General features: G+C 74.5%; 25 protein-coding genes. 13 read left to right on the plus strand and 12 right to left on the minus strand.

All coding sequences use genetic code 11. The features are described from left to right. From JZ5iCDA_RS06840 to JZ5iCDA_RS06865, 6 genes are all read left to right on the plus strand, one after another. The coding region (locus JZ5iCDA_RS06840) for an SHOCT domain-containing protein (RefSeq protein WP_139123003.1) at positions 1-197 on the plus strand (197 nt) is incomplete at its 5' end. A 42-nt stretch (positions 198-239) separates the two neighbouring features. Continuing rightward, positions 240-1259 (plus strand): LLM class flavin-dependent oxidoreductase, encoded by a 1020-nt coding sequence (locus tag JZ5iCDA_RS06845; RefSeq protein ID WP_069386489.1) that lies wholly within the window; start codon positions 240-242, stop codon positions 1257-1259. A gap of 101 nt (positions 1260-1360) precedes the next feature. Then, positions 1361-2902 carry a sodium/proline symporter PutP gene (gene putP / locus JZ5iCDA_RS06850; protein WP_069386490.1) on the plus strand — a complete coding sequence of 514 codons (1542 nt, stop codon included), beginning with the start codon at positions 1361-1363 and terminating at the stop codon, positions 2900-2902. A gap of 65 nt (positions 2903-2967) precedes the next feature. Next, positions 2968-3450 carry a helix-turn-helix transcriptional regulator gene (locus tag JZ5iCDA_RS06855; protein ID WP_069386491.1) on the plus strand — a complete coding sequence of 161 codons (483 nt, stop codon included), beginning with the start codon at positions 2968-2970 and terminating at the stop codon, positions 3448-3450. Between the two features lie 5 nt (positions 3451-3455). After that, positions 3456-3866, plus strand: a complete 411-nt coding sequence (locus JZ5iCDA_RS06860) for a VOC family protein (RefSeq protein WP_069386492.1) — start codon at positions 3456-3458, stop codon at positions 3864-3866. A gap of 218 nt (positions 3867-4084) precedes the next feature. Next, positions 4085-6466 carry an ATP-binding cassette domain-containing protein gene (locus tag JZ5iCDA_RS06865; protein WP_069386493.1) on the plus strand — a complete coding sequence of 794 codons (2382 nt, stop codon included), beginning with the start codon at positions 4085-4087 and terminating at the stop codon, positions 6464-6466. 18 nt (positions 6467-6484) lie between these two features. Here JZ5iCDA_RS06865 and JZ5iCDA_RS06870 read toward each other — a convergent pair whose 3' ends face one another. Both JZ5iCDA_RS06870 and JZ5iCDA_RS06875 read right to left on the minus strand, forming a co-directional pair. Further along, a complete protein-coding gene (locus tag JZ5iCDA_RS06870; protein WP_069386494.1) occupies positions 6485-6886 on the minus strand; it encodes a four-helix bundle copper-binding protein in 402 nt (133 codons plus the stop codon). Between the two features lie 106 nt (positions 6887-6992). Beyond that, the gene (locus tag JZ5iCDA_RS06875; protein ID WP_069386495.1) at positions 6993-7436 is read right to left on the minus strand and encodes a MarR family winged helix-turn-helix transcriptional regulator; all 444 of its coding nucleotides are present in this window, start codon (positions 7434-7436) and stop codon (positions 6993-6995) included. A gap of 56 nt (positions 7437-7492) precedes the next feature. Here JZ5iCDA_RS06875 and JZ5iCDA_RS06880 point away from each other — a divergent pair, with 56 nt between their 5' ends. Then, complete coding sequence (locus JZ5iCDA_RS06880) at positions 7493-7867, plus strand: VOC family protein (RefSeq protein WP_069386507.1); 375 nt, start codon at positions 7493-7495, stop codon at positions 7865-7867. A 128-nt stretch (positions 7868-7995) separates the two neighbouring features. On the opposite strand, the gene JZ5iCDA_RS06885 is transcribed toward JZ5iCDA_RS06880, so the two are convergent. Beyond that, positions 7996-8499, minus strand: a complete 504-nt coding sequence (locus tag JZ5iCDA_RS06885; RefSeq protein ID WP_069386496.1) for a hypothetical protein — start codon at positions 8497-8499, stop codon at positions 7996-7998. Positions 8500-8917: 418 nt separating this feature from the next. Here JZ5iCDA_RS06885 and JZ5iCDA_RS19915 point away from each other — a divergent pair, with 418 nt between their 5' ends. The 5 genes from JZ5iCDA_RS19915 (at position 8918) to JZ5iCDA_RS06910 (ending at position 14125) form a co-directional block, all read left to right on the plus strand. Beyond that, positions 8918-9043: a hypothetical protein gene (locus JZ5iCDA_RS19915; protein WP_290438802.1), complete on the plus strand. Its 126-nt coding sequence runs from the start codon at positions 8918-8920 to the stop codon at positions 9041-9043. A 395-nt stretch (positions 9044-9438) separates the two neighbouring features. Then, positions 9439-9993 (plus strand): histidine phosphatase family protein, encoded by a 555-nt coding sequence (locus JZ5iCDA_RS06895; RefSeq protein ID WP_253181989.1) that lies wholly within the window; start codon positions 9439-9441, stop codon positions 9991-9993. Between the two features lie 205 nt (positions 9994-10198). Next, positions 10199-11284 carry a tyrosine-type recombinase/integrase gene (locus tag JZ5iCDA_RS06900; RefSeq protein ID WP_069386498.1) on the plus strand — a complete coding sequence of 362 codons (1086 nt, stop codon included), beginning with the start codon at positions 10199-10201 and terminating at the stop codon, positions 11282-11284. A 10-nt stretch (positions 11285-11294) separates the two neighbouring features. Then, entirely contained in the window at positions 11295-12770 is a 1476-nt protein-coding gene (locus JZ5iCDA_RS06905; RefSeq protein ID WP_083259748.1) for an outer membrane protein assembly factor BamB family protein, read from the plus strand. 107 nt (positions 12771-12877) lie between these two features. Further along, a complete protein-coding gene (locus tag JZ5iCDA_RS06910; protein WP_253181991.1) occupies positions 12878-14125 on the plus strand; it encodes a phospholipase D-like domain-containing protein in 1248 nt (415 codons plus the stop codon). Positions 14126-14147: 22 nt separating this feature from the next. On the opposite strand, the gene JZ5iCDA_RS06915 is transcribed toward JZ5iCDA_RS06910, so the two are convergent. The 9 genes from JZ5iCDA_RS06915 to JZ5iCDA_RS06955 all read right to left on the minus strand — a co-directional run bounded on the left by JZ5iCDA_RS06915 (position 14148) and on the right by JZ5iCDA_RS06955 (position 20818). Then, a complete protein-coding gene (locus tag JZ5iCDA_RS06915; protein WP_069386500.1) occupies positions 14148-14849 on the minus strand; it encodes an MBL fold metallo-hydrolase in 702 nt (233 codons plus the stop codon). Positions 14850-14895: 46 nt separating this feature from the next. After that, on the minus strand, positions 14896-15492 hold the full coding sequence (locus tag JZ5iCDA_RS06920) for a MerR family transcriptional regulator (RefSeq protein WP_069386501.1): 597 nt from the start codon (positions 15490-15492) through the stop codon (positions 14896-14898). Between the two features lie 144 nt (positions 15493-15636). Beyond that, on the minus strand, positions 15637-16128 hold the full coding sequence (locus tag JZ5iCDA_RS06925) for a bifunctional nuclease family protein (RefSeq protein WP_436967391.1): 492 nt from the start codon (positions 16126-16128) through the stop codon (positions 15637-15639). Positions 16129-16206: 78 nt separating this feature from the next. After that, positions 16207-16968, minus strand: a complete 762-nt coding sequence (gene ftsR, locus JZ5iCDA_RS06930; protein ID WP_069386502.1) for a transcriptional regulator FtsR — start codon at positions 16966-16968, stop codon at positions 16207-16209. Beyond that, positions 16965-17447 (minus strand): FHA domain-containing protein, encoded by a 483-nt coding sequence (locus JZ5iCDA_RS06935; protein ID WP_069386503.1) that lies wholly within the window; start codon positions 17445-17447, stop codon positions 16965-16967. The genes ftsR and JZ5iCDA_RS06935 overlap by 4 nt, the downstream gene beginning before the upstream one ends. Before the next feature lie 200 nt (positions 17448-17647). After that, positions 17648-18898 carry a DUF881 domain-containing protein gene (locus JZ5iCDA_RS17905; RefSeq protein WP_139123005.1) on the minus strand — a complete coding sequence of 417 codons (1251 nt, stop codon included), beginning with the start codon at positions 18896-18898 and terminating at the stop codon, positions 17648-17650. Between the two features lie 2 nt (positions 18899-18900). Beyond that, positions 18901-19233 (minus strand): small basic family protein, encoded by a 333-nt coding sequence (locus JZ5iCDA_RS06945; protein WP_069386504.1) that lies wholly within the window; start codon positions 19231-19233, stop codon positions 18901-18903. Beyond that, the gene (locus tag JZ5iCDA_RS06950) at positions 19230-20192 is read right to left on the minus strand and encodes a DUF881 domain-containing protein (protein WP_069386505.1); all 963 of its coding nucleotides are present in this window, start codon (positions 20190-20192) and stop codon (positions 19230-19232) included. Before JZ5iCDA_RS06950 ends, JZ5iCDA_RS06945 begins: the two co-directional genes overlap by 4 nt. Beyond that, positions 20189-20818 (minus strand): CDP-alcohol phosphatidyltransferase family protein, encoded by a 630-nt coding sequence (locus tag JZ5iCDA_RS06955; RefSeq protein WP_069386506.1) that lies wholly within the window; start codon positions 20816-20818, stop codon positions 20189-20191. The genes JZ5iCDA_RS06950 and JZ5iCDA_RS06955 overlap by 4 nt, the downstream gene beginning before the upstream one ends. A 405-nt stretch (positions 20819-21223) precedes the next feature. On the opposite strand from JZ5iCDA_RS06955, the gene JZ5iCDA_RS06960 reads away from it, so the two are divergent. Continuing rightward, on the plus strand, positions 21224-23081 hold a 1858-nt coding region (locus JZ5iCDA_RS06960; protein WP_253181990.1), incomplete at its 3' end, for a DEAD/DEAH box helicase.

The raw sequence follows: 23081 nt of genomic DNA on the forward strand, positions 1-23081 counted from the left end.
GGGTGTTCGCCCGCGCGGTGTGGCGCGACCCCGCCGTCCCGGGCGGGCCCACCGCCCCGGGCGGGCCCACCGAGCGGGGACGTGCGGCCGGGGACGCGGACCTCGTCGACCGGCTCGAGCGGCTCGCCGCCCTGCACCGCGACGGCGCGCTCACCGACGCGGAGTACGCCCGCGCCAAGGCGCGCCTGCTCGGCTGACCCCGCGGAACACGCGCGACCCCGGCCCGCGTTGCACCGACCGTGAAGAGCATCGGGTTCCTGTCCTTCGGCCACTGGGCGCCCTCACCCGGCTCCCAGGTGCGCGACGCGCACGACGCGCTGCACCAGTCGATCGAGCTCGCCGTCGCCGCGGAGGAGCTCGGCGCCGACGGCGCCTACTTCCGGGTGCACCACTTCGCCCGCCAGCTGGCGTCCCCGTTCCCCCTCCTCGCCGCCGTCGCCGCGCGGACCTCGCGCATCGAGATCGGCACCGGCGTCATCGACATGCGGTACGAGAACCCGCTGTACATGGCGGAGGACGCCGGTTCGGCCGACCTCATCTCCGGCGGGCGCCTGCAGCTCGGCATCTCCCGCGGGTCACCGGAGCAGGTGGTCGACGGGTACCGGCACTTCGGGCACGACCCGTTGCCGGGGGAGAGCGACGCCGACATGGCGCGCCGGCACACCGCCCGCTTCCTCGAGGTCGTCGAGGGCGAGGCGTTCGCCGAGCCCAACCCGCGGCCCATGTTCCCCAACCCGCCCGGGCTCCTGCGCGTCGAGCCGCACTCGCCGGGGCTGCGCGAGCGCATCTGGTGGGGCGCCGGCACGCGCGCCACCGCCGAGTGGACCGCCCGCCAGGGCATGAACCTCATGAGCTCCACCCTGCTGTCGGAGGACACCGGCGTCCCGTTCCACGTGCTGCAGGCCGAGCAGATCCAACGCTTCCGCGACACCTGGGCCGCCCAGGGCCACCCCTTCGAACCCCGGGTGTCCGTCTCCCGCGCGATCTTCCCCCTCGTCACCGACCTCGACCGCGCCTACTTCGGGCGCGAGACCGCCGACACCGACCAGGTCGGCGTCCTCGAGGGCGTGCGCGCCCGTTTCGGCAAGACCTACGCCGGCGAGCCCGACCGCCTCGTCGACGAGCTCGCGAAGGACGAGGCCGTCGCCGCCGCCGACACCCTCCTGCTCACCGTGCCCAACATGCTCGGCGTCGACTACAACGCCCACGTCCTCGACGCCGTCCTGCGCCACGTCGCCCCCGCGCTCGGCTGGCGCTGACCCGCCCGCCCGGCGCCGTCGGCCCCTCAGCGGGCGCGCGCACCGCCCGCGTGTAGCGTGCCAGGAGGGGCTGCAGCCGACGACGCCCGCAGGAGGTCGCCATGTCCGACCGGGGATACCAGCTCGCCGCGATCGCCGTCTACCTCCTGGCCATGCTGGCCATCGGGTACTACGCCTACCGCCGCACCAAGAACCTCGACGGGTACATGCTCGCCAACCGCGGCCTGCGGCCCAGCGTCGCCGCGCTGTCCGCCAACGCCTCCGACATGTCCGGGTGGCTCCTGCTCGGCCTGCCCGGAGCGATCTACGCCGCCGGGCTCATCGAGGCATGGATCGCCATCGGCCTCATCGTCGGCGCCTGGCTCAACTGGCGCTTCGTCGCACCCCGGCTGCGCGCCTACTCCGAGATCTCCTCCAACGCCATCACCATCCCGAGCTTCTTCGCCAAGCGACTCAAGGGCAACAGCCGGCCCCTGCGCATCGCCGCCGCCCTCGTCATCCTCGTGTTCTTCACCTTCTACGTCTCCAGCGGCATGGTCGCCGCCGGGAAGTTCTTCGAGTCCACCTTCGACTGGCCCTACCTCACCGGGCTCCTCGTCGTCGCCGCCATCACCCTCGGCTACACCCTCTTCGGCGGGTTCCTCGGCGCCACCCTCACCGACGTCGCCCAGGGCCTGCTCATGCTCGCCGCCCTCGTCGCCGTCCCCGTCGTCGCCGTCACCACCCTCGGTGGGCCCGGCGCCGTCGTCGACCAGGCCCAGGCCGTCGACCCCGACGCGTTCAACCTCTTCACCGGCCTCGCCGAGGACGGCGCCCTGTTGTGGACCGTCACCCTCGTGTCCACCGCCGCCTGGGGCCTCGGCTACTTCGGCCAACCCCACATCATCGTCCGGTTCATGGCGCTGCGCTCACCCCGCGAAGCCACCGTCGCGCGCCGCATCAGCCTCACCTGGATGATCCTCACCGCCGCCGGCGCCGTCACCACCGCCCTCATCGGCATCGCCTACTTCGCCGACGACCCCGCCCTGCCCCTCGACGACCCCGAGACCGTGTTCCTCGTCCTCAGCCAGATCCTGTTCCACCCTTTCGTCGCCGGCCTCGTCCTCGCCGCCGTCCTCGCCGCCATCATGTCCACCATGTCGAGCCAGCTCGTCGTGTGCTCCTCCGCCCTCGTCGAGGACCTCTACAACATGGCCGGCCGCCGCTCCTCCGAACGCACCGAGCTCCTCCTCGGCCGCGCCGGCGTCCTCGTCGTCGCACTCGTCGCCGCCGTCCTCGCCCTCGACGAGGACTCCGCCGTCCTCGACCTCGTCGCCTTCGCCTGGGCCGGCTTCGGCGCCGCCTTCGGCCCCGTCGTCCTGCTCTCCCTGTACTGGCGCCGCCTCACCCCCGCCGGGGCGCTCGCGGGCCTCGTCACCGGCGCCGTCACCGTCCTCGTCTGGGGCAACGTGCCCGTGCTCGCCGACGCCATGTACGAGATCGTCCCCGGGTTCCTGCTCAACCTTCTCGTCGCCGTCGTCGTCAGCCGCGCCACCGCACGCCCCGACCCCGAGATCGACGCCGAGTTCGACCGCATGGAGGCCGAGCTCGCGGCCCCCGCCGGCACCGCGCCCACGACACCCCCGGCCACGAGCAACCCCTGACCCCACGACCACCCCGGGCGCCCGGGGGGTGGGCGAGCCGCGCCCGACGTGGCACCATCGCGACCATGACCGACGACGCGGCGCAGCGCACCGCCCAGGGGGAGAAGGACCCGTCGGCGCAACGGCTGCGGGACCTCGCGCTCCTGCGCCGCGTCCGGGACCGCATCGACCGCGAGCACGCCCAGCCGCTCGACGTCGAGGCCCTGGCCCGCGCGGTGCACGTGTCCGCCGGACACCTGAGCCGCCAGTTCAGGGCCGCCTACGGCGAGTCGCCCTACTCCTACCTCATGACGCGCCGCATCGAGCGCGCCATGGCGCTCCTGCGCCGCGGCGACCTCACCGTGACCGACGTGTGCTTCACCGTCGGCTACCAGTCCCTCGGCACGTTCAGCACCCGCTTCACCGAGCTCGTCGGCATGCCCCCGAGCGAGTACGCGCGCCGCGCCCGCACCGCCGGCGCCGGCGAGCTCCCCTCGTGCGTGACCAAGCAGGTCACGAGACCGGTCAGGAATCGAGAAGCACCCGCCGTCGGCCTGCACCTAGCGTGAGAGCCATGGACATCACGCTGCACACCACGTTCCTCCCGCACACCGACCCCGAGGCCTCCGTCGCGTTCTACCGCGACCTTCTCGGCTTCGACCTCACCATGGACGTCGGCGAGGGCACCATGCGCTGGCTCACGTTCGTCGCCCCGTCCCAGCCCGACGTCCGCCTCGTCCTCACCCCGCCCGCCGCCGACCCCGGCGTCACCGACGACGAGCGCCGCACCGTCCTCGAGCTCATGGCCAAGGGCGCCTACCAGTCGATCATCCTTGCCACCAAGGACCTCGACAGCACCTTCGAACGACTTCAGGCGGCCGACGCCGAGGTCGTGTCCGAACCCACCGAGCAGCCCTGGGGCGTGCGCGACTGCGCGTTCCGCGACCCCGCCGGCAACATGGTCCGCATCGACGAGATCCGGTGACCCGGTGACCACCCATGCCCCGGCGCTCGCGGCCCCGACGTCCCCCGTCCCGACCGGCCGGCGCTGAGGACGCCCCGTGTGCATCCCCGGGCTGCCGCACGACGCCGGCAGCGGCCGTCGGACGATGAGTTCCCGGGCCGCAGCCGGTCTCCCTGAGAGCACCGCCACCGCCACCGCTTCCGCACCACCGCCGCCCCACCAGCCGAAGGAGCCCCCGGGTGACCGCCACGGAGACCGCGAACCCCGCCACGACGTCGCACACCGCCGACACCCACGACGTGATCCGCGTCCAGGGCGCCCGCGAGAACAACCTCAAGGACGTCAGCGTCGAGATCCCCAAGCGGCGCCTCACGGTGTTCACGGGCGTGTCCGGGTCGGGCAAGAGCTCGCTCGTGTTCGACACGATCGCCGCTGAGTCCCAGCGCATGATCAACGAGACGTACAGCGCGTTTCTGCAGGGCTTCATGCCGTCCCTGGAGCGCCCTGACGTCGACGTGCTCGAAGGCCTGACGACGGCGATCGTCGTCGACCAGGAGCGCCTGGGGGCCAACCCGCGCTCCACGGTCGGCACGGTCACCGACGCCAACGCGATCCTGCGCGTGCTGTTCAGCCGCTTCGGCGACCCGCAGATCGGGCCGCCCACCGCGTTCTCCTTCAACATCCCGGCGCGCAAGGCCAGCGGCGTCATGACGTCCGCCACGGGGGAGAAGACGATCGTGCGCGAGGCGGTCTACCACGGCGGCATGTGCCCGCGGTGCGAGGGCCGCGGCAGCGTCTCCGACCTCGACCTCACCGAAATCTACGACGAGTCGAAGTCGCTGCTCGAGGGTGCGATCAAGGTCCCCGGCTACACCGCCGACGGCTGGATGGTGCGCGCGTACGCCGAGTCCGGGTTCTTCCCTGCCGACCGGCCGATCCGCGAGTTCACCGACGAGCAGCTCGCCGACTTCCTCTACAAGGAGCCGACGAAGGTGAAGGCCGCCGGCATCAACCTCACCTATGAGGGGCTGATCCCGAAGATCCAGAAGGCGATGTTCTCCAAGGACGTCGACTCCCTGCAGCCCCACGTGCGCGCGTTCGTCGAGCGCGCCGCGACCTTCGCCACGTGCCCCGACTGCGACGGCACCCGCCTGTCGGAGTCGGCGCGCTCCTCGCGCATCCGCGGCGTGAACATCGCCGACCTGTGCGCCATGCAGATCACCGACCTCGCCGCCTGGATCCGCGATCTCGACGACCCGGCCATGGCGCCCGTCGTGCAGGCGCTCGGGGACAATCTCGCCTCGTTCGTCGAGCTCGGCCTCGGGTACCTCAGCCTGGACCGGCCGTCGGGCACGCTGTCCGGGGGAGAGGCGCAGCGCATCAAGATGCTGCGCCACCTCGGCTCCTCCCTCACCGACGTCACCTACGTCTTCGACGAGCCCACCATCGGCCTGCACCCGCACGACGTCGCCCGCATGAACGACCTCCTGCGACGCCTGCGCGACAAGGGCAACACCGTGCTCGTCGTCGAGCACAAGCCCGAGGCCATCGCCATCGCCGACCACGTCGTCGACCTCGGCCCCGGCGCCGGCACCGCCGGGGGAGAGGTGACCTTCGAGGGCACCGTCGACGGTCTGCGTGCCAGCGGCACCGTCACCGGCCGCCACCTCGACGACCGTGCGTCCGTCAAGGACACCGTGCGCAACCCCACCGGGACCCTCGAGGTCCGCGGCGCGTCCTCCCACAACCTGCAGAACGTCGACGTCGACGTGCCCCTCGGCGTCCTCGTCGTCGTCACCGGCGTCGCCGGCTCCGGCAAGAGCTCCCTCGTCGAGGGGTCCATCGCCCGCCGCGACGACGTCGTCACGATCGACCAGAGCGCCGTCAAGGGCTCCCGCCGCTCCAACCCCGCCACCTACACCGGGCTGCTCGACCCGATCCGCAAGGCGTTCGCCAAGGCCAACGGCGTCAAGCCCGCCCTGTTCAGCGCCAACTCCGAGGGCGCCTGCCCCACCTGCAAGGGCGCCGGCGTCATCTACACCGAGCTCGGGTTCATGGACACCGTCTCCACGCCCTGCGAGGAGTGCGGCGGCACCCGCTTCCAGGCCGCCGTGCTCGAGCACCGCCTCGGGGACCTCAACATCGCCCAGGTGCTCGACCTGCCCGTCGCCAAGGCCCACGCGTTCTTCGCCGACGGCCCCGCCCGCACACCCGCCGCCGCAGCCATCCTCGCCCGCCTCGAGGACGTCGGCCTCGGGTACGTCAGCCTCGGCCAGCCCCTGACCACGCTGTCCGGGGGAGAGCGCCAGCGCCTCAAGCTCGCGACGCACCTGGGGGAGAAGGGCGGCGTGCTCGTCCTCGACGAGCCCACCACCGGCCTCCACCTCGCCGACGTCGCCAACCTCCTCGGCCTGCTCGACCGCATCGTCGACTCCGGCAAGTCCGTCATCGTCATCGAGCACCACCAGGCCGTCATGGCCCACGCCGACTGGATCATCGACCTCGGCCCCGGCGCCGGGCACGACGGCGGCCGCGTCGTCTACGAGGGCACCCCCGCCGACCTCGTCGCCGCCCGGTCCACCCTCACCGGCCAGCACCTCGCCGACTACGTCGGCGCGTGACCGCGCGCGCTGCTCGCGTCAGGCGATCGACGCGAGCAGCGCCCGGCACGCCTCCTCGCACTCACGGCACGCCTCCGCGCACACGCGGCAGTGCTCGTGCATCCCGGCGTGCTGCTCGCACTCCGCCGCGCACACCCCGCACGCCGCCACGCACGCCTGCAGCTGACCGCGCGTCACCGCCGCGTCGTACCCCGTGTGCCGCGACAGCACCCCGAGCGTCGTCGCGCAGATGTCCGCGCAGTTCAGGTCCGTCGTGATGCAGCGGCGCAGGTCCGCCACCATGTCCTCGGCCAGGCACGCGTCCGCGCACGCCGCGCACGTCTGCGCGCACGCAGCCAGCGCCTCCAGGGCGCGCGTCAGGAGGTCGGGGTCCAGGCCGACGTCGCCCGGGTACGTGCGGAGCATCGCGTCAGCCTTCATGGGTGGCCCTCCAGAGCTCGGCGGCGCCCCGTGCGCCGCGGGTCCTTCGACGCTACGAGCGACCCGGAGACGTCGCATCCTGCGGGACCGTCGAGTCGAGCGACGCTCAGCCGTGCGACTGCTCCAGCGCCGCCGCGCAGGCCGCGAGGTCGTCCCGCATGCGGTCGAGGGCGGCGGGGGAGAGGCTCGCGACCATCGTCCGCTCGACCGCCGCGACGACGGCGCTCGCGGACTCCAGCGCGTCCCGCCCGGCGGCGGTGAGCTCGGTCGGCAGGGCACGGCCGTGCGGCGCGCTCGCGGGACGCGAGAGGAGCCCGCGGTCCTCGAGCCCCTTGAGGAGCGCGTGCATGGACTGCCGGGTCACGAACGTCGCGCGGGCCAGCTCGGCCCCGGACAGGCCGGGGCTGTGCCCGAGGACCTCGAGGCACGCGTACTGCGGCACGGTCAGCGACAGGGGACGCAACGCCGCGTCCATCGCGCTCCGGAGCGCCGCGGCGGTCCGCTTCAGCGCGTAGCCGAGGGAGGTGTCGAGCTCGACCTGCAGATCCATGTCAGAAGTCTGACATATGCTGTGCATGTCAGAACCCTTACATCGAGGAGATGCTCATGCCCACCGTCACCGGCCCCGACTTCGTCGCCCTGCAGGTCCGCGACGTCGCCGCGTCCGTCACGTTCTACGAGAAGCACCTCGGCCTACGCCGTGCCGCGGTGAGCCCGCCCGCCGCCGTCGTCTTCGACACCGCGCCGATCGCGTTCGCCGTGCGCGAGCCGCAGCCGGGCGTCGACCTGGACGCGGCCACGCCGCGCCCGGGGACCGGCGTCGCGCTGTGGCTGCACGCCGACGACGCCCAGGGGCTGCACGACCAGCTCGTCGCGGCGGACGTTCCGGTCCTCGCCGCACCCGTCGACGGGCCCTTCGGGCGCACCTTCACGTTCAGCGACCCCGACGGGTACGCCGTCACCATCCACGACCGGGCCTGAGCGCACGAGATCCGTCGGCCCGCGCCCGTCGTCGAGGACACGGGCGCGGGCGCGGCGCGTCGCGACAGCGACGACGTCGGCGACCCGGCGACGAGCTGACGTGCACCGGCGGGGGAGCGCGACCGAGATCAGGTGGGTGGCACCGGCACGGCACGTCCGCGCACGAGCAAGCCGGCGACGAGGACGAGCAGAGCGACGGCGCTCACGGCATAGAGCACCATGCCCCAGGGGGCGTGCTGCGCACCCGTCGTCCCGAAGGCGTCGGCGATGCCCATGCCTGCCGGGAACGACGCGAACCAGTGCGAAGGGACCGCCGCCACGAGGATCAGCAGGTCGAGCACGACAACTTCCAGCACCCGGACGACGGAGCCCTGCCATGCCGCACGGAGCACGGCTGCCGCCAGCAGCGTCCCGACGAGCGCCCAGCCGAGGACCAACGGCGCGGACAAGCTCTCGTCCGCCTGCGCGAGCTCCGCGTGGATCTCACCGAGCGTCGCACCCGGCACAGCGGCCAGCGGGTTCCACACGAGAGTCTGCAGCGCGCCGACCAGCGCGTATCCCAACACCGCCACGAGCCCGACACGCGCCGCCCGGACGGCTCGACGGTTCGCGTCCCGTTCGCCGTCACCCATCGCACCAGACTAGTGACCGCGTGCAAGAGGGCGCAGTTCCGTGGGTCCGCGGACCGGAGCTCAAGGGCTCACGAAGCGGCGCCCGCCCCTCGGCCACGCCGCGCCGATAATGTACATTATGTCATTACGCGGTGGAAGCGACCGCCCCGCGCGCATCACGGATGCGGGATCGCCGCCTCCCCTGAGCATGACCGCACCACCCGCTGTGGCGCCGTGCGACACGCACCGATGGTCGCTGAGCGCGGCACGGCTCTCCGGGGCGCCCTGTGCGGCGGTCACGACGCCGTCGTCGACGGCTGGTCGTGCGCGCGCGAGGCGTCACCCACGACACGCCCTGGCGTCCGTGGCGTCCGTGGCGCCCGGTGGTTCGCGTGACGCATCCACGGCGGCTCGTCGCGCGCTGGGCGCGCTGGTCACCGTGCCAGCTGTCGTCGCGTGGCTCGTCGCGATGCTCCTGACGGGTGCCGTCGTGGCCGTGGCCGCAGTGCTCACCTGGGCCTGGCGCACGCTGTCCCCCGCAGTGCGGGCCCAGCTGCGGACCTGACTGCGGGCCCAGCTCTCACCGCGCCGTGGCGATCGCGCGACAGGCGCTGCGGCGAGACACCGCCCCGGCGACCGGTCCGTGCCGCCGAGCGTGTCGTCGACGCCTCCGCACACCGATCAGCCGAACGTGGTCTAGAATCGCTAATCGGGCATACGGGTCAAACCATTGTGTTTAGGTCAACACCATGGTCACGCGTCAAACCTGCCGGGCCCGCACGTCGCTCGTCCGCGGACACCGCCCGGACGTCTCGCGGCCAGCGGTTCCCCCAGGGCGCCACCGCCTCGCGTCGTCCCCTGCCCGAGCCTCGCAGCTGCCACACCCCCGCCGCCGCCCGTGAGCCCCACCGAGCGCCGCGTCGTCGCGCCCCCCCGGCGGCGCAGTGCCACAGTGTGCGCGTGAGCCTCTCCGCGCACGCCTCTCCCCCACCTCCGGTCCCCGGACGGGTCCCCCCACAGCCCAGGACGGTCCACGTCGTCACCCACCCGCAGGCCACGCACCACGTCGAGAGGCGGGTCGGCGGGCAGCACGACTCCGATCTCACCGCCGCCGGGTTGCGCGACGCGGAGCGCATCGCCTCCGCCCTGCGCGAGCGCATCCCCGCCGCCGCCGAGCGTCGCCTGGTCTCCTCCGACCTCCTGCGCACCCGGCGGACCGCGGAGGCGGTCGCCCACGCGCTCGAGGTCGCACCCACCTTCGACGGTCGGCTGCGCGAGAAGTCCAACGGGGCCGCGCACGGACGACCCCAGGCCTGGTCGGACGCGCGCTTCGTGCCGCCGCCCGCCGTCGGCGACCGGCTCGACCACGACGAGGGCGTGGAAGGCGCCGAGACCCGCCGCGACCTGGCCGTCCGCGTGTACGCGGCCGTCACCGACCTGCTCGCGGACGAGCACGGCGACCACCTCGTCGTCGTGACGCACGGCTTCGCCGCGACCTTCGTCGTCGCGGCCTAGATCGGGCTCCCGATCGCCGCGGCGGGACACGTCGCGTTCCCGGTGCCGTCCGGGAGCATCACGACCCTGCGGGAGGACGCGTTCTTCACCAACCGCGCGGTGGTCTCCGTGGGCGACGTCGCGCACCTCGCCTGACCTGCGGTGTCGGTGCCCGGCTCTACGCTTCCGGTGCCCGCACAGCACGGTCGGAAGGAGCACGGGAGGCATGGTCGCGCCGCCGCACCTCGAGCGCATCACGGTCGCCGAGGCCGCCGACCGGTACCTCGCCTCGGTCGCCAGCCAGACCTTGCGCGGCGTCCTGTCGCCGACGACCCGGCGCAGCTACGAGCGCGACGTCCGCGAGTTCGCCCGCCTCGCCGGCCCGGAGCGCGTCCTCGACGACGTCACCGGTGACGATATCGACGACGCGCTCGTCCGCTACCAGGTCACGCCCGACCGCCGGTACGCCGACGCCGCGCGCAAGCCGGGCGGCTCCGGCCGGTCGCCGGCGACCGTCAACCGCTTCCGCCAGTCCGTGACCCGCTTCTTCGCGCACGCCGCACGTGCGGGCTGGGTGCAGGCCGACCCGATGCAGTGGGCCTCTCCCCCGGCCCGGCTGCGCGACGGCCTGCGCGTCGCCCGCACCGCCCTGTCAGCCGGGTCGGCCGCGTCGCTGCTCGCCGTCACCTCCGCCGACGGCGCGCCCGAGGCCGCCGCGCGCCGCGACCACGACCTGCGCCTGCGCGACACGCTCGTCGTCGCGCTGCTCCTCGTCCTCGGGCCGCGCGTGTCCGAGCTCGTGCGCGCCGACGTCGACGACTTCGCCCGCGACCCGGGCGAGACGCGGTGGCGCATCCACGGCAAGGGCGGGCACGTGCGCACCGTCGCGCTCTCCGCCCCGCTCGCCGACGCGCTCGAGGAGTACCTCGAGCGCCTGCGCCCGACCCTGCTCGCCCGTCGACCCGACGACCCGGACTCGCAGCGCGCCCTGCTGCTGTCCTGGCGCGGCCGGCGCATCGACGCCCAGGCCGTGCGCGACCTCCTGCGTCGCTCCGTCGACCGCATGCCGCCCCAGTACCGGCGCGAGGCCACCCCGCACGCGCTGCGGCACACGACCGCCACCCTGCTCGCGGCCGACGGCTGGGACGTCAAGGTCGTCGCCGAGCTCCTGGGGCACGCGTCCATCGCCACGACCGGCGTCTACCTCGACCGCATCGAGGGCGAGCTCGCCGCCGCCATCCGTTCCCATCCCCTCAGCGGCGCCCTGACGGGTGGCGCCGCGACCGCCCACGGCGCGGTGGCCGCGGAGTAGGGTGCGCTGCATGGGCGCGGACCGGCGCGACGGCGCGCTGAACCGGCTGGAGCTCGTCGAGGCCGACGAGCTCTCCCCCGGCGACCCCGCCCCGCCCACCGCTCCCCCGAGCACCCGCGGCACGAGACCGTCCCCGCCCGCCGCGGACGCCGGCGCGGACGCCCTTCCGGAGTCCCGTCGTCCCCGGACCGCCCGCCGCCGCACCCTCACCGTGCTCACCGCCGTCGCGGCGCTCGCGGCCGCGTTCGCCGCGAGCAGCCTGTGGCAGTCGTGGTCGGACCGCAGCGCGCTGCTGGGCTCGCGGGGCGGGGTCTCCTCGCTCGCGACCGCGCCCACGCCGCGGTGGGAGGCGGCGACGACCGGGGACGAGGCGTGGGCGGTCGGGGACGTGCTCGTCGTCGTCCGCGACACCGTCCTGGCCGGTCTCGCCCCCGACGACGGCGCCGTCGTCTGGACCGCCGACCTCGGGACTCCCCCGCGCTGCGCCGCCCCGGACGGCGACGCGCAGGCAGGGCCCGCGGACGAGCTCGTGTGCCTCACCGGCCCCGAGAAGGACCCTGGGGCCTGGGTGGTCGACGCGGACGGCGCCGTGACGGCACGGACGGCCCTGGGCGCCGGGCCGGGCGCGGCGACGCCCGTCCCGGGCGGGGTGCTGCGGTGGGAGCGCACGGGCGGCGTGCTCACGGTCTCGCTGCAGGACGCGCGCGACGCGTCGGTGCTGTGGCGGTCGTCGGTGGCTCCGGACGACGTCGCGCGCGAGGACCTGTGCCGGCCGCAGGTGTCGGGGACGGCGGCCGCGTCCGTCGAGCACGGCCTTCTCGTGGTGCGCGGCTGCCGCGTGAGCGCGGTCTTCACGCCGGACGGCGCGCGGCTCGACGACCCGGGTGAGCCGGTCACGGTGCAGGTCGTGCCGTCGGGCGCGGACCGCTACCTGCGCACGACGTCCGCGTCGGCCTCGGGCGAGGTGGAGACGACGCAGCTGGTGCGCGGCGACGGCTCGGTCGAGCGCATCGTCCCCGGACGGCCGCTGGTACCGCTCGCCACGGACGGCACCGCCGACCCGACGCGCCTGCTGTCGGTGCCGAGCGGCGTGCAGGCGCTCGACCCGTCCGGCACGGAGCGGTGGACGCTGAGCGGCACCGTCACCCGTGTGCTCGTGGTCGCGGCGGGCACCGCCGTCCTGGACCTCGGCTACGTCGTGCAGGGCGTCGACCTCGCCTCCGGGCGCGTCATGTGGTCGTTCGAGCGCGAGAGCCTCGGCACGGTCGACGCGGTCGTGAGCGCGTTCACGGACGGCCAGGTCGCGGCCGTCGGCCTGTCGACGCTGGACGGGTCCGGCGACGGGCGGCTCGTCGCGCTCGACCTGGAGGACGGCGACGTCCTGTGGGACGAGCGCTACCCGGGCGGGCCGGGAGGGTTCCTCGCGCTCGGCGGGCGGCTGGTGCACCTCGACCCCGTCGCGCAGCGCGTGGTCGCGCACGGATGAGCGGACGAGCAGGTCGGACGGGCTCGTGCGCGACGGACGTCACCCCGGCGCGGTGGTCGTGCCGCCCGGGCGCGCCGGGCGACGGCCGCTACGGTGAGCACGTGCGAATCTCTGTCGACGTGTCGTGGCGCTCGGCGCGTCGCCTCCTCGTGCGCGCGTGCGCGACGGCCGCCGCCGTCCCGGTGACCCTCGCGGCCACGCTCGTCGTCGCGGACGCGGTCCGGCGGCGACGGAACACCGTCGAGGCGACGTTCCCGCGCTCGCAGCCGGACGCGGTCGAGGTCGCCGGCACCACGGCCACGCTGTTCACGTACGGGGACGACCTGTACCGGGCGATGCTGGCGGCGATCCGCGGCGCGCAGCGGTGCATCCTGCTCGAGACGTACATCTGGAAGGGCGACGCGGTCGGCGCGGAGTTCAAGCAGGCGCTCATCGAGGCGGCCGAGCGGGGCGTGGACGTCTTCGTCATCTACGACGGCTTCGCGAACCTCGTGGTGCCCCGCTCGTTCTTCGACCTGCCGGACTCGATCCACGTCATCCGGTACCCCGTCTTCCGCCCCGGCGTGCTCATGCTCAACGTCCGCAAGTCCGGCCGCGACCACCGCAAGATCCTCGTGGTGGACGACGAGGTCGGCTTCGTCGGCGGGTACAACATCGGGTCCCTGTACGCGACGCAGTGGCGCGACACGCACGTGCGGCTCGAGGGTCCGAGCGTGTGGGAGCTGCGCAACGCGTTCGTCGACTTCTGGAACGCGAACCGGTCGGAGGGCCAACCGGTGCTGGCCGACCCGGGGTCGGTGCACTGGGAGCCGCGGCTGCGCGCCGCGCGCAACGCCCCGGCGCACCTCGTGTTCCCGATCCGCGGCATCTACCTGGACGCGATCGACCGGGCGAGCTCGCACGTGCTCATCACGCAGGCGTACTTCATCCCGGACCGCGAGATCCTCGCCGCCCTGCTCGCCGCGGCGGCGCGCGGCGTCGACGTGCGCGTCCTGGTGCCCGAGCGCTCGAACCACGTGGTCGCGGACTGGCTCTCGCGCGGCCTGTACACCGCGCTGCTGCGGGGCGGCGTGCGGATCCACCTCTTCCGCAGCGCGATGGTGCACGCGAAGACGGCGACGATCGACGGCCGGTGGACGACCATCGGGACGGCGAACATCGACCGTCTGTCGCTCACCGGCAACTACGAGGTCAACCTCGAGATCACCGACCCTGCCGTCGCCGCGCAGATGGAGCAGGTGTTCGAGGTCGACCTGACGAACACGCGCGAGCTCACGCTCGAGGAGTGGGAGTCGAGGTCGCTCGCCGCGAAGCTGGGCGAGGCGATCCTCGCCCCGCTGCGCCCGCTGCTGTGACGTCCGCCGCCTCGGCGTCCGTTCAGGGCTCCGACGGGCTCGGGGCGGGGACGTCGAGCGTCTCCCCCGGCCGCAGAGGCCGGTAGTCGTACGTGCCGCCGGTGCGGTGCTCGCCGAGGAGGCGGTCCACGACCGTGTGGCCGGCGGCGGAGAGCAGCGCGTCGTGGACGGGCACGACGACGCGCGGGTCGATCGCGCGCACGGCGTCGATGGTCTCGGCGAGCTTGAGCCAGGGCGCGGAGACGGGTGCCAGGAGGACGTCGATCCGCGCACCCGCCGGCACGTCGGTGGGCGGGTCGAAGGAGTCGCCCGGGTGGTGGACGGTGGCGTCGTCCCCGCGCAGGAGGTAGGTGACGTTCGCGATGCGCGGGATGTCGGGGTGGACGACGGCGTGCTGCCCGCCGCCGACGAGCACGTCGATGCCGGCGAGGTCGAGCCGGTCGCCGGGGGCGACGACGTGCACGCGGCGGGCGTCGTCGGGCAGGGCGCGCAGGACCGCCGCGGCGGCGTCCCGTGGGGCCCACACCTGGAGGTCGGGCCGCTCGCCCAGCGCCGCGGCGAGGGCGGGCACGTCGACGTGGTCGGCGTGCTCGTGGGTGAGGAGGACGGCCGTGGCGCCGCGCAGCGCGTCGTGGGTGTCGCTGAACGTCCCGGGGTCGACGAGGACGGCGGCACCGGCGCGGCGCACCGTCACGCACGCGTGGCCGTGGAAGGTGATCCGCATGGGCGCTGGGCGCTCCTCGGGGCTCGTGGTGCTGCCCGCGGTGAGGTCAGCTGGCGGAGCGTGCCCGCCGGCGCTGGGCGAGCTCGTCGTGCGGCCCGGCCTCGCCGGTGGCGTCGGTGTCGTCGTCGAGCGACTCGGTGGGCAGCTCGGACAGGGTGCCCTCGACCTCGCGCCACACACGGCCGACGGCGATGCCGAACACGCCCTGACCGCCCTGGACGAGGTCGACGACCTCGTCGGGCGACGTGCACTCGTACACGCTGGCGCCGTCGCTCATGAGGGTGATCTGGGCGAGGTCCTCGACGCCGCGCTCGCGCAGGTGCGCGACGGCGGTGCGGATCTGCTGGAGGGACACGCCCGTGTCGAGGAGCCGCTTGACGACCTTGAGGACGAGGATGTCGCGGAAGCTGTAGAGGCGGTGGGAGCCGGAGCCGCTCGCGGGCCGCACGGTCGGCTCGACGAGGCCGGTGCGTGCCCAGTAGTCGAGCTGGCGGTACGTGATCCCGGCCGCTCGGCACGCGGTGGGGCCGCGGTAGCCGGTGGTCATGTCGCGCTCGCTGATGTCCTCCCCGAAGAGGAGACCTTGCGCACCTTGCGGAATCGTCGCGCCGGAGCCGACGCTCGCCTCACCGCTGCTGTTCACTGTCGCCTCCTGGGATCATGTCGTCGTCCACGCTATGGGCGCCGGAGGGGGTCGTCAACGACCGAAGGGCGGACGCGCGGGGCGTGTCGCGGCGGTCCCGTCGTCGTGCCGTCGCCCGGTTCCTCCCGGGTGCTGCGTGGGTCGTCACTCGTCGGTGGTGAAGTCGTCGGGTGTCACGTTCTCGAGGAAGTCGCGGAACCGCGCGACCTCCTCCTGCTGGGCGACGTCGACGACCTCGACGCCCGCGGTGGCGACCACCTCGGCGGAGCACAGCACGGGGCTGCCCGTGCGGACGGCGACCGCGATGGCGTCGGAGGCGCGCGAGTCGAGGCGTCGCCCGTTGCTGAGGACGAGCTCGGCGAAGAACACGCCGCCGTCGAGGGCGACGATCTCGGCACGTTCGAGGCGCACGTCGACGGCGTCGAGCAGGTCGCGCAGCAGGTCGTGCGTCATGGGGCGCGGTGTGGGCAGCCCGGCCTGCGCCATGGCGATGGCGCTGGCCTCCCGCGGGCCGATCACGATGGGGACCACGAGGTCGGACGCGCCGTCGAGGAGCAGCACGACGATCTCCTGGTCGCGCTGCTGCTGGCGCACGCCCAGGACCTCCACGGGCACCATCGGCACGTCCTCGCTCACCTGTCCACGGTACGCCGCGCGTCGCCGTCCGGCAGCGGCTGGAGGGTGGAAGGGCGCGGGGCGGCCCGGGGCTGCGCCTCAGTGGGTGAGGTCGTCCACGCCCTGGCGGACGAAGGCGGTGTGCAGGCGGGCGCACAGCTCGCCGACCTCCGTGGCGAGGGTGTCGGCGTGGGCGCGCGCGGACGCGCTCTGCTGGCTGCGCCAGGGGGCGACGACCTGCTCGACGAGGCTCACGTGGCGGTCGGCGGCGGTGCGCAGGGAGCGCAGGTGGCGCGGTTCGATGCCGTACTCGGCGAGGCCGGCGGCGATCGCGACGACGTCGAGGGCGTGCGCGTCGAGCTGGCCGCCGGCGGTGGGGCGCAGCACGCCCGCCTCGACGAGGCCGTCGACGAGCTCGCGCTCGACGCCGGCCGCGGCGGCGAGGGACTCGACGGTGTACCGGCGGCGCACGGACGCCGCGCCGGGGTCGCCGTCGGCGGTGGCGAGGCGCGGCACGGGCGCCTCGGTGTCGGTGCCGGCGTCGAGCGCGGCGAGCTTGTCCTTGATGACCTTCAGCGGGAGGTAGTGGTCGCGCTGCTCGACGAGCACGTACCGCAGGCGCTCGACGTCGGCGGGGCTGTACTGGCGGTACCCGGACGGGGTGCGCACGGGCTCGATGAGGCCCTGCTCCTCGAGGAACCGCAGCTTGGAGTGGCTGACGTTGGGGAACTCCGTGCGCAGCGCGCGCAGCACGTCGGAGATCCGCATCGTCGCGCGTCGCGAGATGCCCTGCGGCCACGGCTCCGGGGTGGCGTCGTCCCCGGGCTCGGGAGCGCGCGCGGCGCTCGTCGACGCGCTCACGACTGCGGGGCCGGGCCGTCCGTCGCGGGGCCGGCGTGCCGGCTGGCGTGGAAGGTGAGCCGGTACTTGCCGATCTGCACCTCGTCCCCGGTCGCGAGCGCGGCGGCGTCGATGCGGCTGCGGTTGACGTACGTGCCGTTCAGGGATCCGACGTCGCGGACCACGAAGCGGTCGTCCTCGCGCACGAACTCGGCGTGCTTGCGGGAGACGGTGACGTCGTCGAGGAAGATGTCGGCGTGCTCGGACCGGCCGGCGACGGTGCGCTCGGCGTCGAGGAGGAACCGCGAGCCCTGGCCGGGGCCGCGCTGCATGATGAGCAGCGCGGAGTGGCGCGGCAGGGCCGCGACGGCCGCCTGCTCCTCGGGGCTCAGCCCGCCGGGCTGCAGGCCCTCCTCGATCGGCGCCTCGATGCGGCCGAAGCTGATCGTCGTGTCGCCAACCCCGCGGTTCGGCATCTCAGGACCACCTGGGACTGTCATCTCGCCTCCTCGGGGCATTCGGCACGTCGTGCGCCGACCTCGGTCGTCACGCGTCAGGAGCGTCCGCTCCCCCGCCGAAAACTACTACATGCGCAGGTCATGCGGTGCATACGACGCGGTCATCCCAACCTACCGGCTGCGGCCGCGGACCGGTAGCACCCGCCCGCGGGAACGGCCACGGGACGCGGCGGGCAGGCCGCTCACTCCTCGGCGGGCACCGGTGTCGCGTACCGCGGCGCGGCGGGCTCGCGCGTCGCCGTGACCTCGACCTGGTCCAGCTGGCGGATCGTGGTCCGTGCGCCCTCCGAGCGCAGCGACGCCATCGCGCCGCCCGGGATCTCGAGCGCGGTCTCGAGGGTCGACGGGTCACCGATCACGGTCCACCGGTACGGGGACGCGAGGGTCTGGCCGTCGACGACGACGCCGTCCGGCGAGTCCTCGAAGTAGCTGCTCGCCACGAGCCGCACCCCGTTGACCTCCATCGCCTCGGCGCCGGCGTTGCGCAGCTCCTCGAGCACGTTGAACAGCAGGAAGGCGTCGAGCGGGGCCTCGCCCTCGGCCACCTCGATCTCCACGCCCGGCCCCTGCGCCGGCAGGCGGCCCGACAGGATGCCCTGCGTCTGCTCCTGCTCGCGCGCCACCTCCAGGGCGGCCCGCTCCCGGCCGGACCCGGAGCGCAGCTCGTCGCGGGTCGCCTCCAGGGACGCGACCTGCTCCTCCAGCTCCCCGGAACGCTGCGTGACGTCGTCCAGGAGCCGCACGAGATCGCTCTGCCGCAGGCTGGACAGCTGGTCCTCCTGCGTCTGGCTGACCTGCGCGACGAGCGCGAAGCCCAGCAGCGCGCACAGGACGCCGACGATGATCTGGGACCGGCCCGCGCGGGGGCGCAGCGCACGTCCGAGCGCCCGGAGCCCGCCGGGCTCGGGCAGGGTCGGAGCGCCGTGCCGGCCGTGCTGGACGGCCGGGCGGGCCGGCGCGTCCTCGCGGCGCCGGGCGACGTCCGGCGCCGCGGCGTCCTCGGTGCCCTGGTCGTCCGCGTCACCGGCGTCCGGACCGTCGGGCTCCCGCGGCGGCGTCGCACGGTCGGACGTTCCCGCCGTTCCCGCCGTGTCGGCGGGTTCGTCGGCGGGCCGGCCCGGCGGGTCGCCGGGGTCGTCCTGCTGCCCGGCGACGTCGGGTGCGGCGCTCGCGGCGGCCGTGGGGTCGGTGGTGCCCGTGGTGCCCGTGGTGCCAAGGTCTGCCGCGGGCTCGACGTCGGCGGTGTCGACGGCGGTGTCGTCGGCGCTCGGGCCCGGCTCGTCCTGCGGCTCGTCCTGCGCCTCGCGGAGCGGCTCGGTGGTCGCGTCACGGGGCTCGGTCGCGTCGCTCGGCGCCGGGGGTGCGGCGTCGGCGGGCTCGGCGTCCGTGCCGTCGGGCTCGGGCGGCGGGTTGCCGGGCGGGGTGCGGGTCACGGTCAGGCCTTGAAGATGTGCCGGCGGATCGCGGCGGCGTTGGAGAAGATGCGGATGCCGAGGACGACGACGACGGCGGTGGACAGCTGGCTGCCGACGCCGAGCTGGTCGCCGAGGAACACGATGAGGGCGGCGACGACGACGTTCGACAGGAACGACACGAGGAAGACCTTGTCGTCGAACAGGCCGTCGAGCATGGCGCGCAGGCCGCCGGAGAGCGCGTCGAGCGCGGCGACGACGGCGATCGGCAGGTACGGCTGGAGGTACACGGGCACGGTGGGTTGCAGCACGAGCCCGGCGACGACACCCACCACCAGTCCGACGACTGCGATCATTCGACGCTCTCCTGCCGTTCCTCGCGGGTGCCGTTGCCGTCCCCGCTGGTCGGTTCCTCCTCGGAGGCGCCGCCGCCGGCGGGGTCCGGGTCGGATTCTACGGGCGCGCCCGGGGCCTGGGCGAAGTACAGCGTCGGGCTCGCCCGACCGGGCACCTCGAGCCGGCTCTGGGCGGTGACGCTGGACTGGATGCCGTACTCGGTGCTGAGCAGCCGCAGGTAGTCGGACGCGCCCGAGCGCACGAGCGCGGCGCGCAGCGCGTCGCCGTCGCCGACGGCCTCGACGTGGTACGGCGGGACGAGGGGCTGCAGGTCGACGAGGATCGCGTCGCCCGCGGCGCGGATCGCGGACAGGCCGGTCAGGCGCTGGTCGTTGATCGCGATCGCCTCCGCCCCGCCCGACCACAGGGCGTTGACGACCCGCTGCAGGTCGCCGTCGTGGACGAGGGACGCGGAGGCGTCGTCGTCGGGCGCGAGGCCACGGCCGCCGTCGTCGAGCGTGACGACGACGCCGGGGCCCTCGACGGCGCGGGAGCCGGTGAGCACGCCCTCCTGCTGGATGTCGGTGAGGACGCGCCCGCTGGTCGCGCCCAGCGCCTCGTCCTGCAGCTGCTCGATCTCGGCCGACAGCTCACGGCCGCGGGACGCGAGCTCGTCGGCGTGGCTCTGCCGGTCCGTGATCTCCTCCTCGAGCGTCTGGCGCGCGGCGAGGACGGCGGGCTGCGGCGCTCGCAGGTCCATGGCGGCCGCGACGGTGACGACGCCGAGGGCGACGGCGAGGGCGCCGAGCGCGACCGCGCCGGCGGTCCGGCGGCGCGGGGTGCCCGGGGAACCTTCGGCGGCGCGGCGGGCCGCGGCGTCGGCGTACCCGGGGTCGAGAGGGCGGTGCATGACCTCGTTGAGCAGGGTCATGGACGCGTCGACCGGGGGTCGGCGCGCGGGGGGACGGTCCGCGGTCACGGTGCCTCCTCCCCGGGCACGTCGGCCGGTCGCTGGTCGCGCGGTGCGTCGCCGGCGTCGGCCGCGACGAGCGCGCGGGCCTGGACGACGTACTGGACGCCGGCGAGCCAGTACAGGCCGACGCCCCACCAGGTGAAGGCCCAGCCGGTGACGGCGGCGACGTCGCCGAGCCAGCCCTGGCCCTCGGCGAGCAGGAGCAGCGGGAACGCGTACAGCAGCGCGAACGTGCCGGCCTTGCCGGCGAAGCTGACGGGCAGCGGGCCGTAGCCGTGGCGTGCGAGCCAGGGCAGCATCGTGGCGAGCAGCACGTCGCGGCCGACGATGACGACGACGAGCCACAGCGGCACGACCTCGCGCCACGCGAGCCCGACGAGGGTGACGAGGATGAACAGGCGGTCCGCGGCGGGGTCGAGCACCTGCCCGAGGCGGCTCACCTGGTCGAGGCGGCGCGCGAGCACGCCGTCGACCCAGTCGGACGCCCCCGACACGGCGAGCACGACGAGCGCCCACACGTCCTCGCCCTGCACGATGAGGACCGCGAACACGGGGACGAGCAGCAGCCGCACCAGGCTGATGACGTTCGGGACGGTCAGCACCCGGGAGCTGACCTGCTGCCCTGATGCCACGCTCACCGTCCGTGCTCCGTCCCGCCCGCTCCGCGGGCCCGCGGCAGGCGCCGCGCGCGACCATCCTACGTACCGTCCTCGCGGAGACGTCGCCCCATTTCGCCCGGCCCGGTGCGCACGCCCGAAATCACCCGCTCCGTCCCGGCGGTCGGCATCGTCCGGCCTGTCCCGGTGAGGGACGTCACCGCGGCCGGGGCCCGGGCGGGCGACGTGCTCCGGTAGGATGGTGCGTACCTGTGGAGTTCGTCGCTCGTCCCGCGTGTTCTGTGAGAGTGGCCGGTCCCCCGCCCTGGCTGAGTCAGCCGGCGGTGCCCGGCCAGGTGTGTTCGGGAGTGCGACCTGCGGAGAACCGGCCCGGTGACCGCACGCCACTCCTCATCCCGAACGAACGGTCCTCACCCCTTCATGACTGCTGACGTCGTCGCGCCCTCGCGCGCCCTCGACCCCACCTCCACCTCCTCCACCCCGGTCGACGCGGCCACCCCCGCCGACGCGACGTTCACGAGCCTGGGCCTGCCCGGCCCGCTCGAGCGCGCCGTCGCCGACCTCGGCTTCGTCACCCCCTCCGCCATCCAGGCGCAGGCCATCCCGGCCCTGCTGTCCGGCCGCGACATCACCGGCGTCGCCCAGACCGGCACCGGCAAGACGGCGGCGTTCGGCCTGCCGCTGCTCGCCGCGATCGACCCGGCGCAGCGCCACGTCCAGGCCCTCGTCCTCACCCCGACGCGCGAGCTCGCGATGCAGGTGGCCGACGCGATCGAGTCCTTCGCGGCGCACCTGCCCAAGGTCGACGTCGTCGCCGTCTACGGCGGGTCCCCGTACCAGCCGCAGCAGCGGGCGCTCGCGGCCGGCGCGCAGGTCGTCGTCGGCACGCCCGGTCGCGTGATCGACCACCTGGAGCGCGGCACGCTCGTCCTCGACGACGTGCGGTTCCTCGTGCTCGACGAGGCGGACGAGATGCTGCGCATGGGCTTCGCCGAGGACGTCGAGTCGATCTTCTCCCGCGCCCCGCGCGAGCGGCAGGTCGCCCTGTTCTCCGCGACGATGCCCGCCCCGATCCGCCGCGTCGCCGCGGAGCACCTCGTCGACCCGGTCGAGATCGCGGTCGCGCGCCAGTCGTCCACGGTGACGAGCGTGCGCCAGACGTACGCGGTCGTGCCGTTCCGGCACAAGACCGGCTCGCTCGTGCGCGTCCTGGCCACCTCGGACGCCGACGCGGCGATCGTGTTCACCCGCACGCGCGGCGCGGCCGAGGAGGTCGGGTCGGCGCTCGTCGAGCGCGGCATCTCCGCCGCGACGATCTCCGGCGACGTCGCCCAGAAGGAGCGCGAGAAGATCGTCGAGCGGCTGCGCTCCGGCGCGCTCGACGTGCTCGTCGCGACCGACGTCGCCGCCCGCGGCCTCGACGTCGACCGCATCGGTCTCGTCGTGAACTTCGACCTGCCGGGCGAGCCGGAGGCGTACGTGCACCGCATCGGCCGCACCGGTCGTGCCGGGCGCACCGGCGAGGCGCTGAGCTTCGTCACCCCGCACGAGCGCGGCCGCCTGCGCGCGATCGAGCGCACGACCCGCACGCCGCTCGAGGAGGTCGAGATCCCCTCCCCCGCGGACGTGTCCGCGCACAAGGCGCGCCGCCTGCTCGAGCAGGTGCCCGCACGCCGCGAGGCCGGGCGCCTGTCGATGTACGCCGACATGGTCCGCGGCTTCGTCGCCGAGCACGACGTCGACCCGGTCGACGGCGTCGCGCCCGCCCTGGACCCGCACGTGCAGCACGGCGTCCCCGCCGAGGAGCCCCTGGACGCGGCCGAGGGCGCGGTGCGCGCGCTGGTCCTCGCCGCTCGACGCGCCCCACAGGCGCGGCTGCTCGGCGCCCGCGGGCACGACCTCCTCGGCGGTGAGGGCGAGGTGGGCGAGCGGAGCGCCGTCGGGCACGACGGCGGTGCCGCCCGGCCCGCGCCCGGAGGCCCGGACCGACGCCGTCGTGAGCCAGCCCTCGAGCTGCCAGCGCACGCGGTCGGTGATGCGCGCGGGGCTCAGCACGCCCGTCGGGCCGTCGAGGCGCCACGTGCGCTCGAGCTCGCCGCCCTCGGTCGTGCGCGCGGTGATCCGCATCCGGCCGGCGACGAGCGAGCGCGTGACGAGCTGGTCGTGCAGGTCCTCCGCGAGCCGGCGCGCGGCGAAGGTCGCGACGTCGACGCGCTCGGCGGGCGGGTCGAGCTCGGTCCCGACGGCGACGTCCGGCTCGACGCGCCGCCGCGCCGGC

It is taken from the genome of Cellulosimicrobium cellulans (assembly GCF_001722485.1).
GTDB classification, from domain to species: Bacteria; Actinomycetota; Actinomycetes; order Actinomycetales; family Cellulomonadaceae; genus Cellulosimicrobium; species Cellulosimicrobium cellulans_A.

What these genes read in the sequence shown, in the direction of transcription:
- putP (WP_069386490.1), top strand. Translation starts at nt 1,361, where the DNA reads ATGTCCGACCGGGGATACCAGCTCGCCGCGATCGCCGTCTACCTCCTG.
- JZ5iCDA_RS06855 (WP_069386491.1), top strand. Translation starts at nt 2,968, where the DNA reads ATGACCGACGACGCGGCGCAGCGCACCGCCCAGGGGGAGAAGGACCCG.
- JZ5iCDA_RS06860 (WP_069386492.1), top strand. Translation starts at nt 3,456, where the DNA reads ATGGACATCACGCTGCACACCACGTTCCTCCCGCACACCGACCCCGAG.
- JZ5iCDA_RS06870 (WP_069386494.1), bottom strand. Translation starts at nt 6,886, where the DNA reads ATGAAGGCTGACGCGATGCTCCGCACGTACCCGGGCGACGTCGGCCTG.
- JZ5iCDA_RS06875 (WP_069386495.1), bottom strand. Translation starts at nt 7,436, where the DNA reads ATGGATCTGCAGGTCGAGCTCGACACCTCCCTCGGCTACGCGCTGAAG.
- JZ5iCDA_RS06880 (WP_069386507.1), top strand. Translation starts at nt 7,493, where the DNA reads ATGCCCACCGTCACCGGCCCCGACTTCGTCGCCCTGCAGGTCCGCGAC.
- JZ5iCDA_RS06885 (WP_069386496.1), bottom strand. Translation starts at nt 8,499, where the DNA reads ATGGGTGACGGCGAACGGGACGCGAACCGTCGAGCCGTCCGGGCGGCG.
- JZ5iCDA_RS06900 (WP_069386498.1), top strand. Translation starts at nt 10,199, where the DNA reads ATGGTCGCGCCGCCGCACCTCGAGCGCATCACGGTCGCCGAGGCCGCC.
- JZ5iCDA_RS06905 (WP_083259748.1), top strand. Translation starts at nt 11,295, where the DNA reads ATGGGCGCGGACCGGCGCGACGGCGCGCTGAACCGGCTGGAGCTCGTC.
- JZ5iCDA_RS06915 (WP_069386500.1), bottom strand. Translation starts at nt 14,849, where the DNA reads ATGCGGATCACCTTCCACGGCCACGCGTGCGTGACGGTGCGCCGCGCC.
- JZ5iCDA_RS06935 (WP_069386503.1), bottom strand. Translation starts at nt 17,447, where the DNA reads ATGACAGTCCCAGGTGGTCCTGAGATGCCGAACCGCGGGGTTGGCGAC.
- JZ5iCDA_RS06945 (WP_069386504.1), bottom strand. Translation starts at nt 19,233, where the DNA reads ATGATCGCAGTCGTCGGACTGGTGGTGGGTGTCGTCGCCGGGCTCGTG.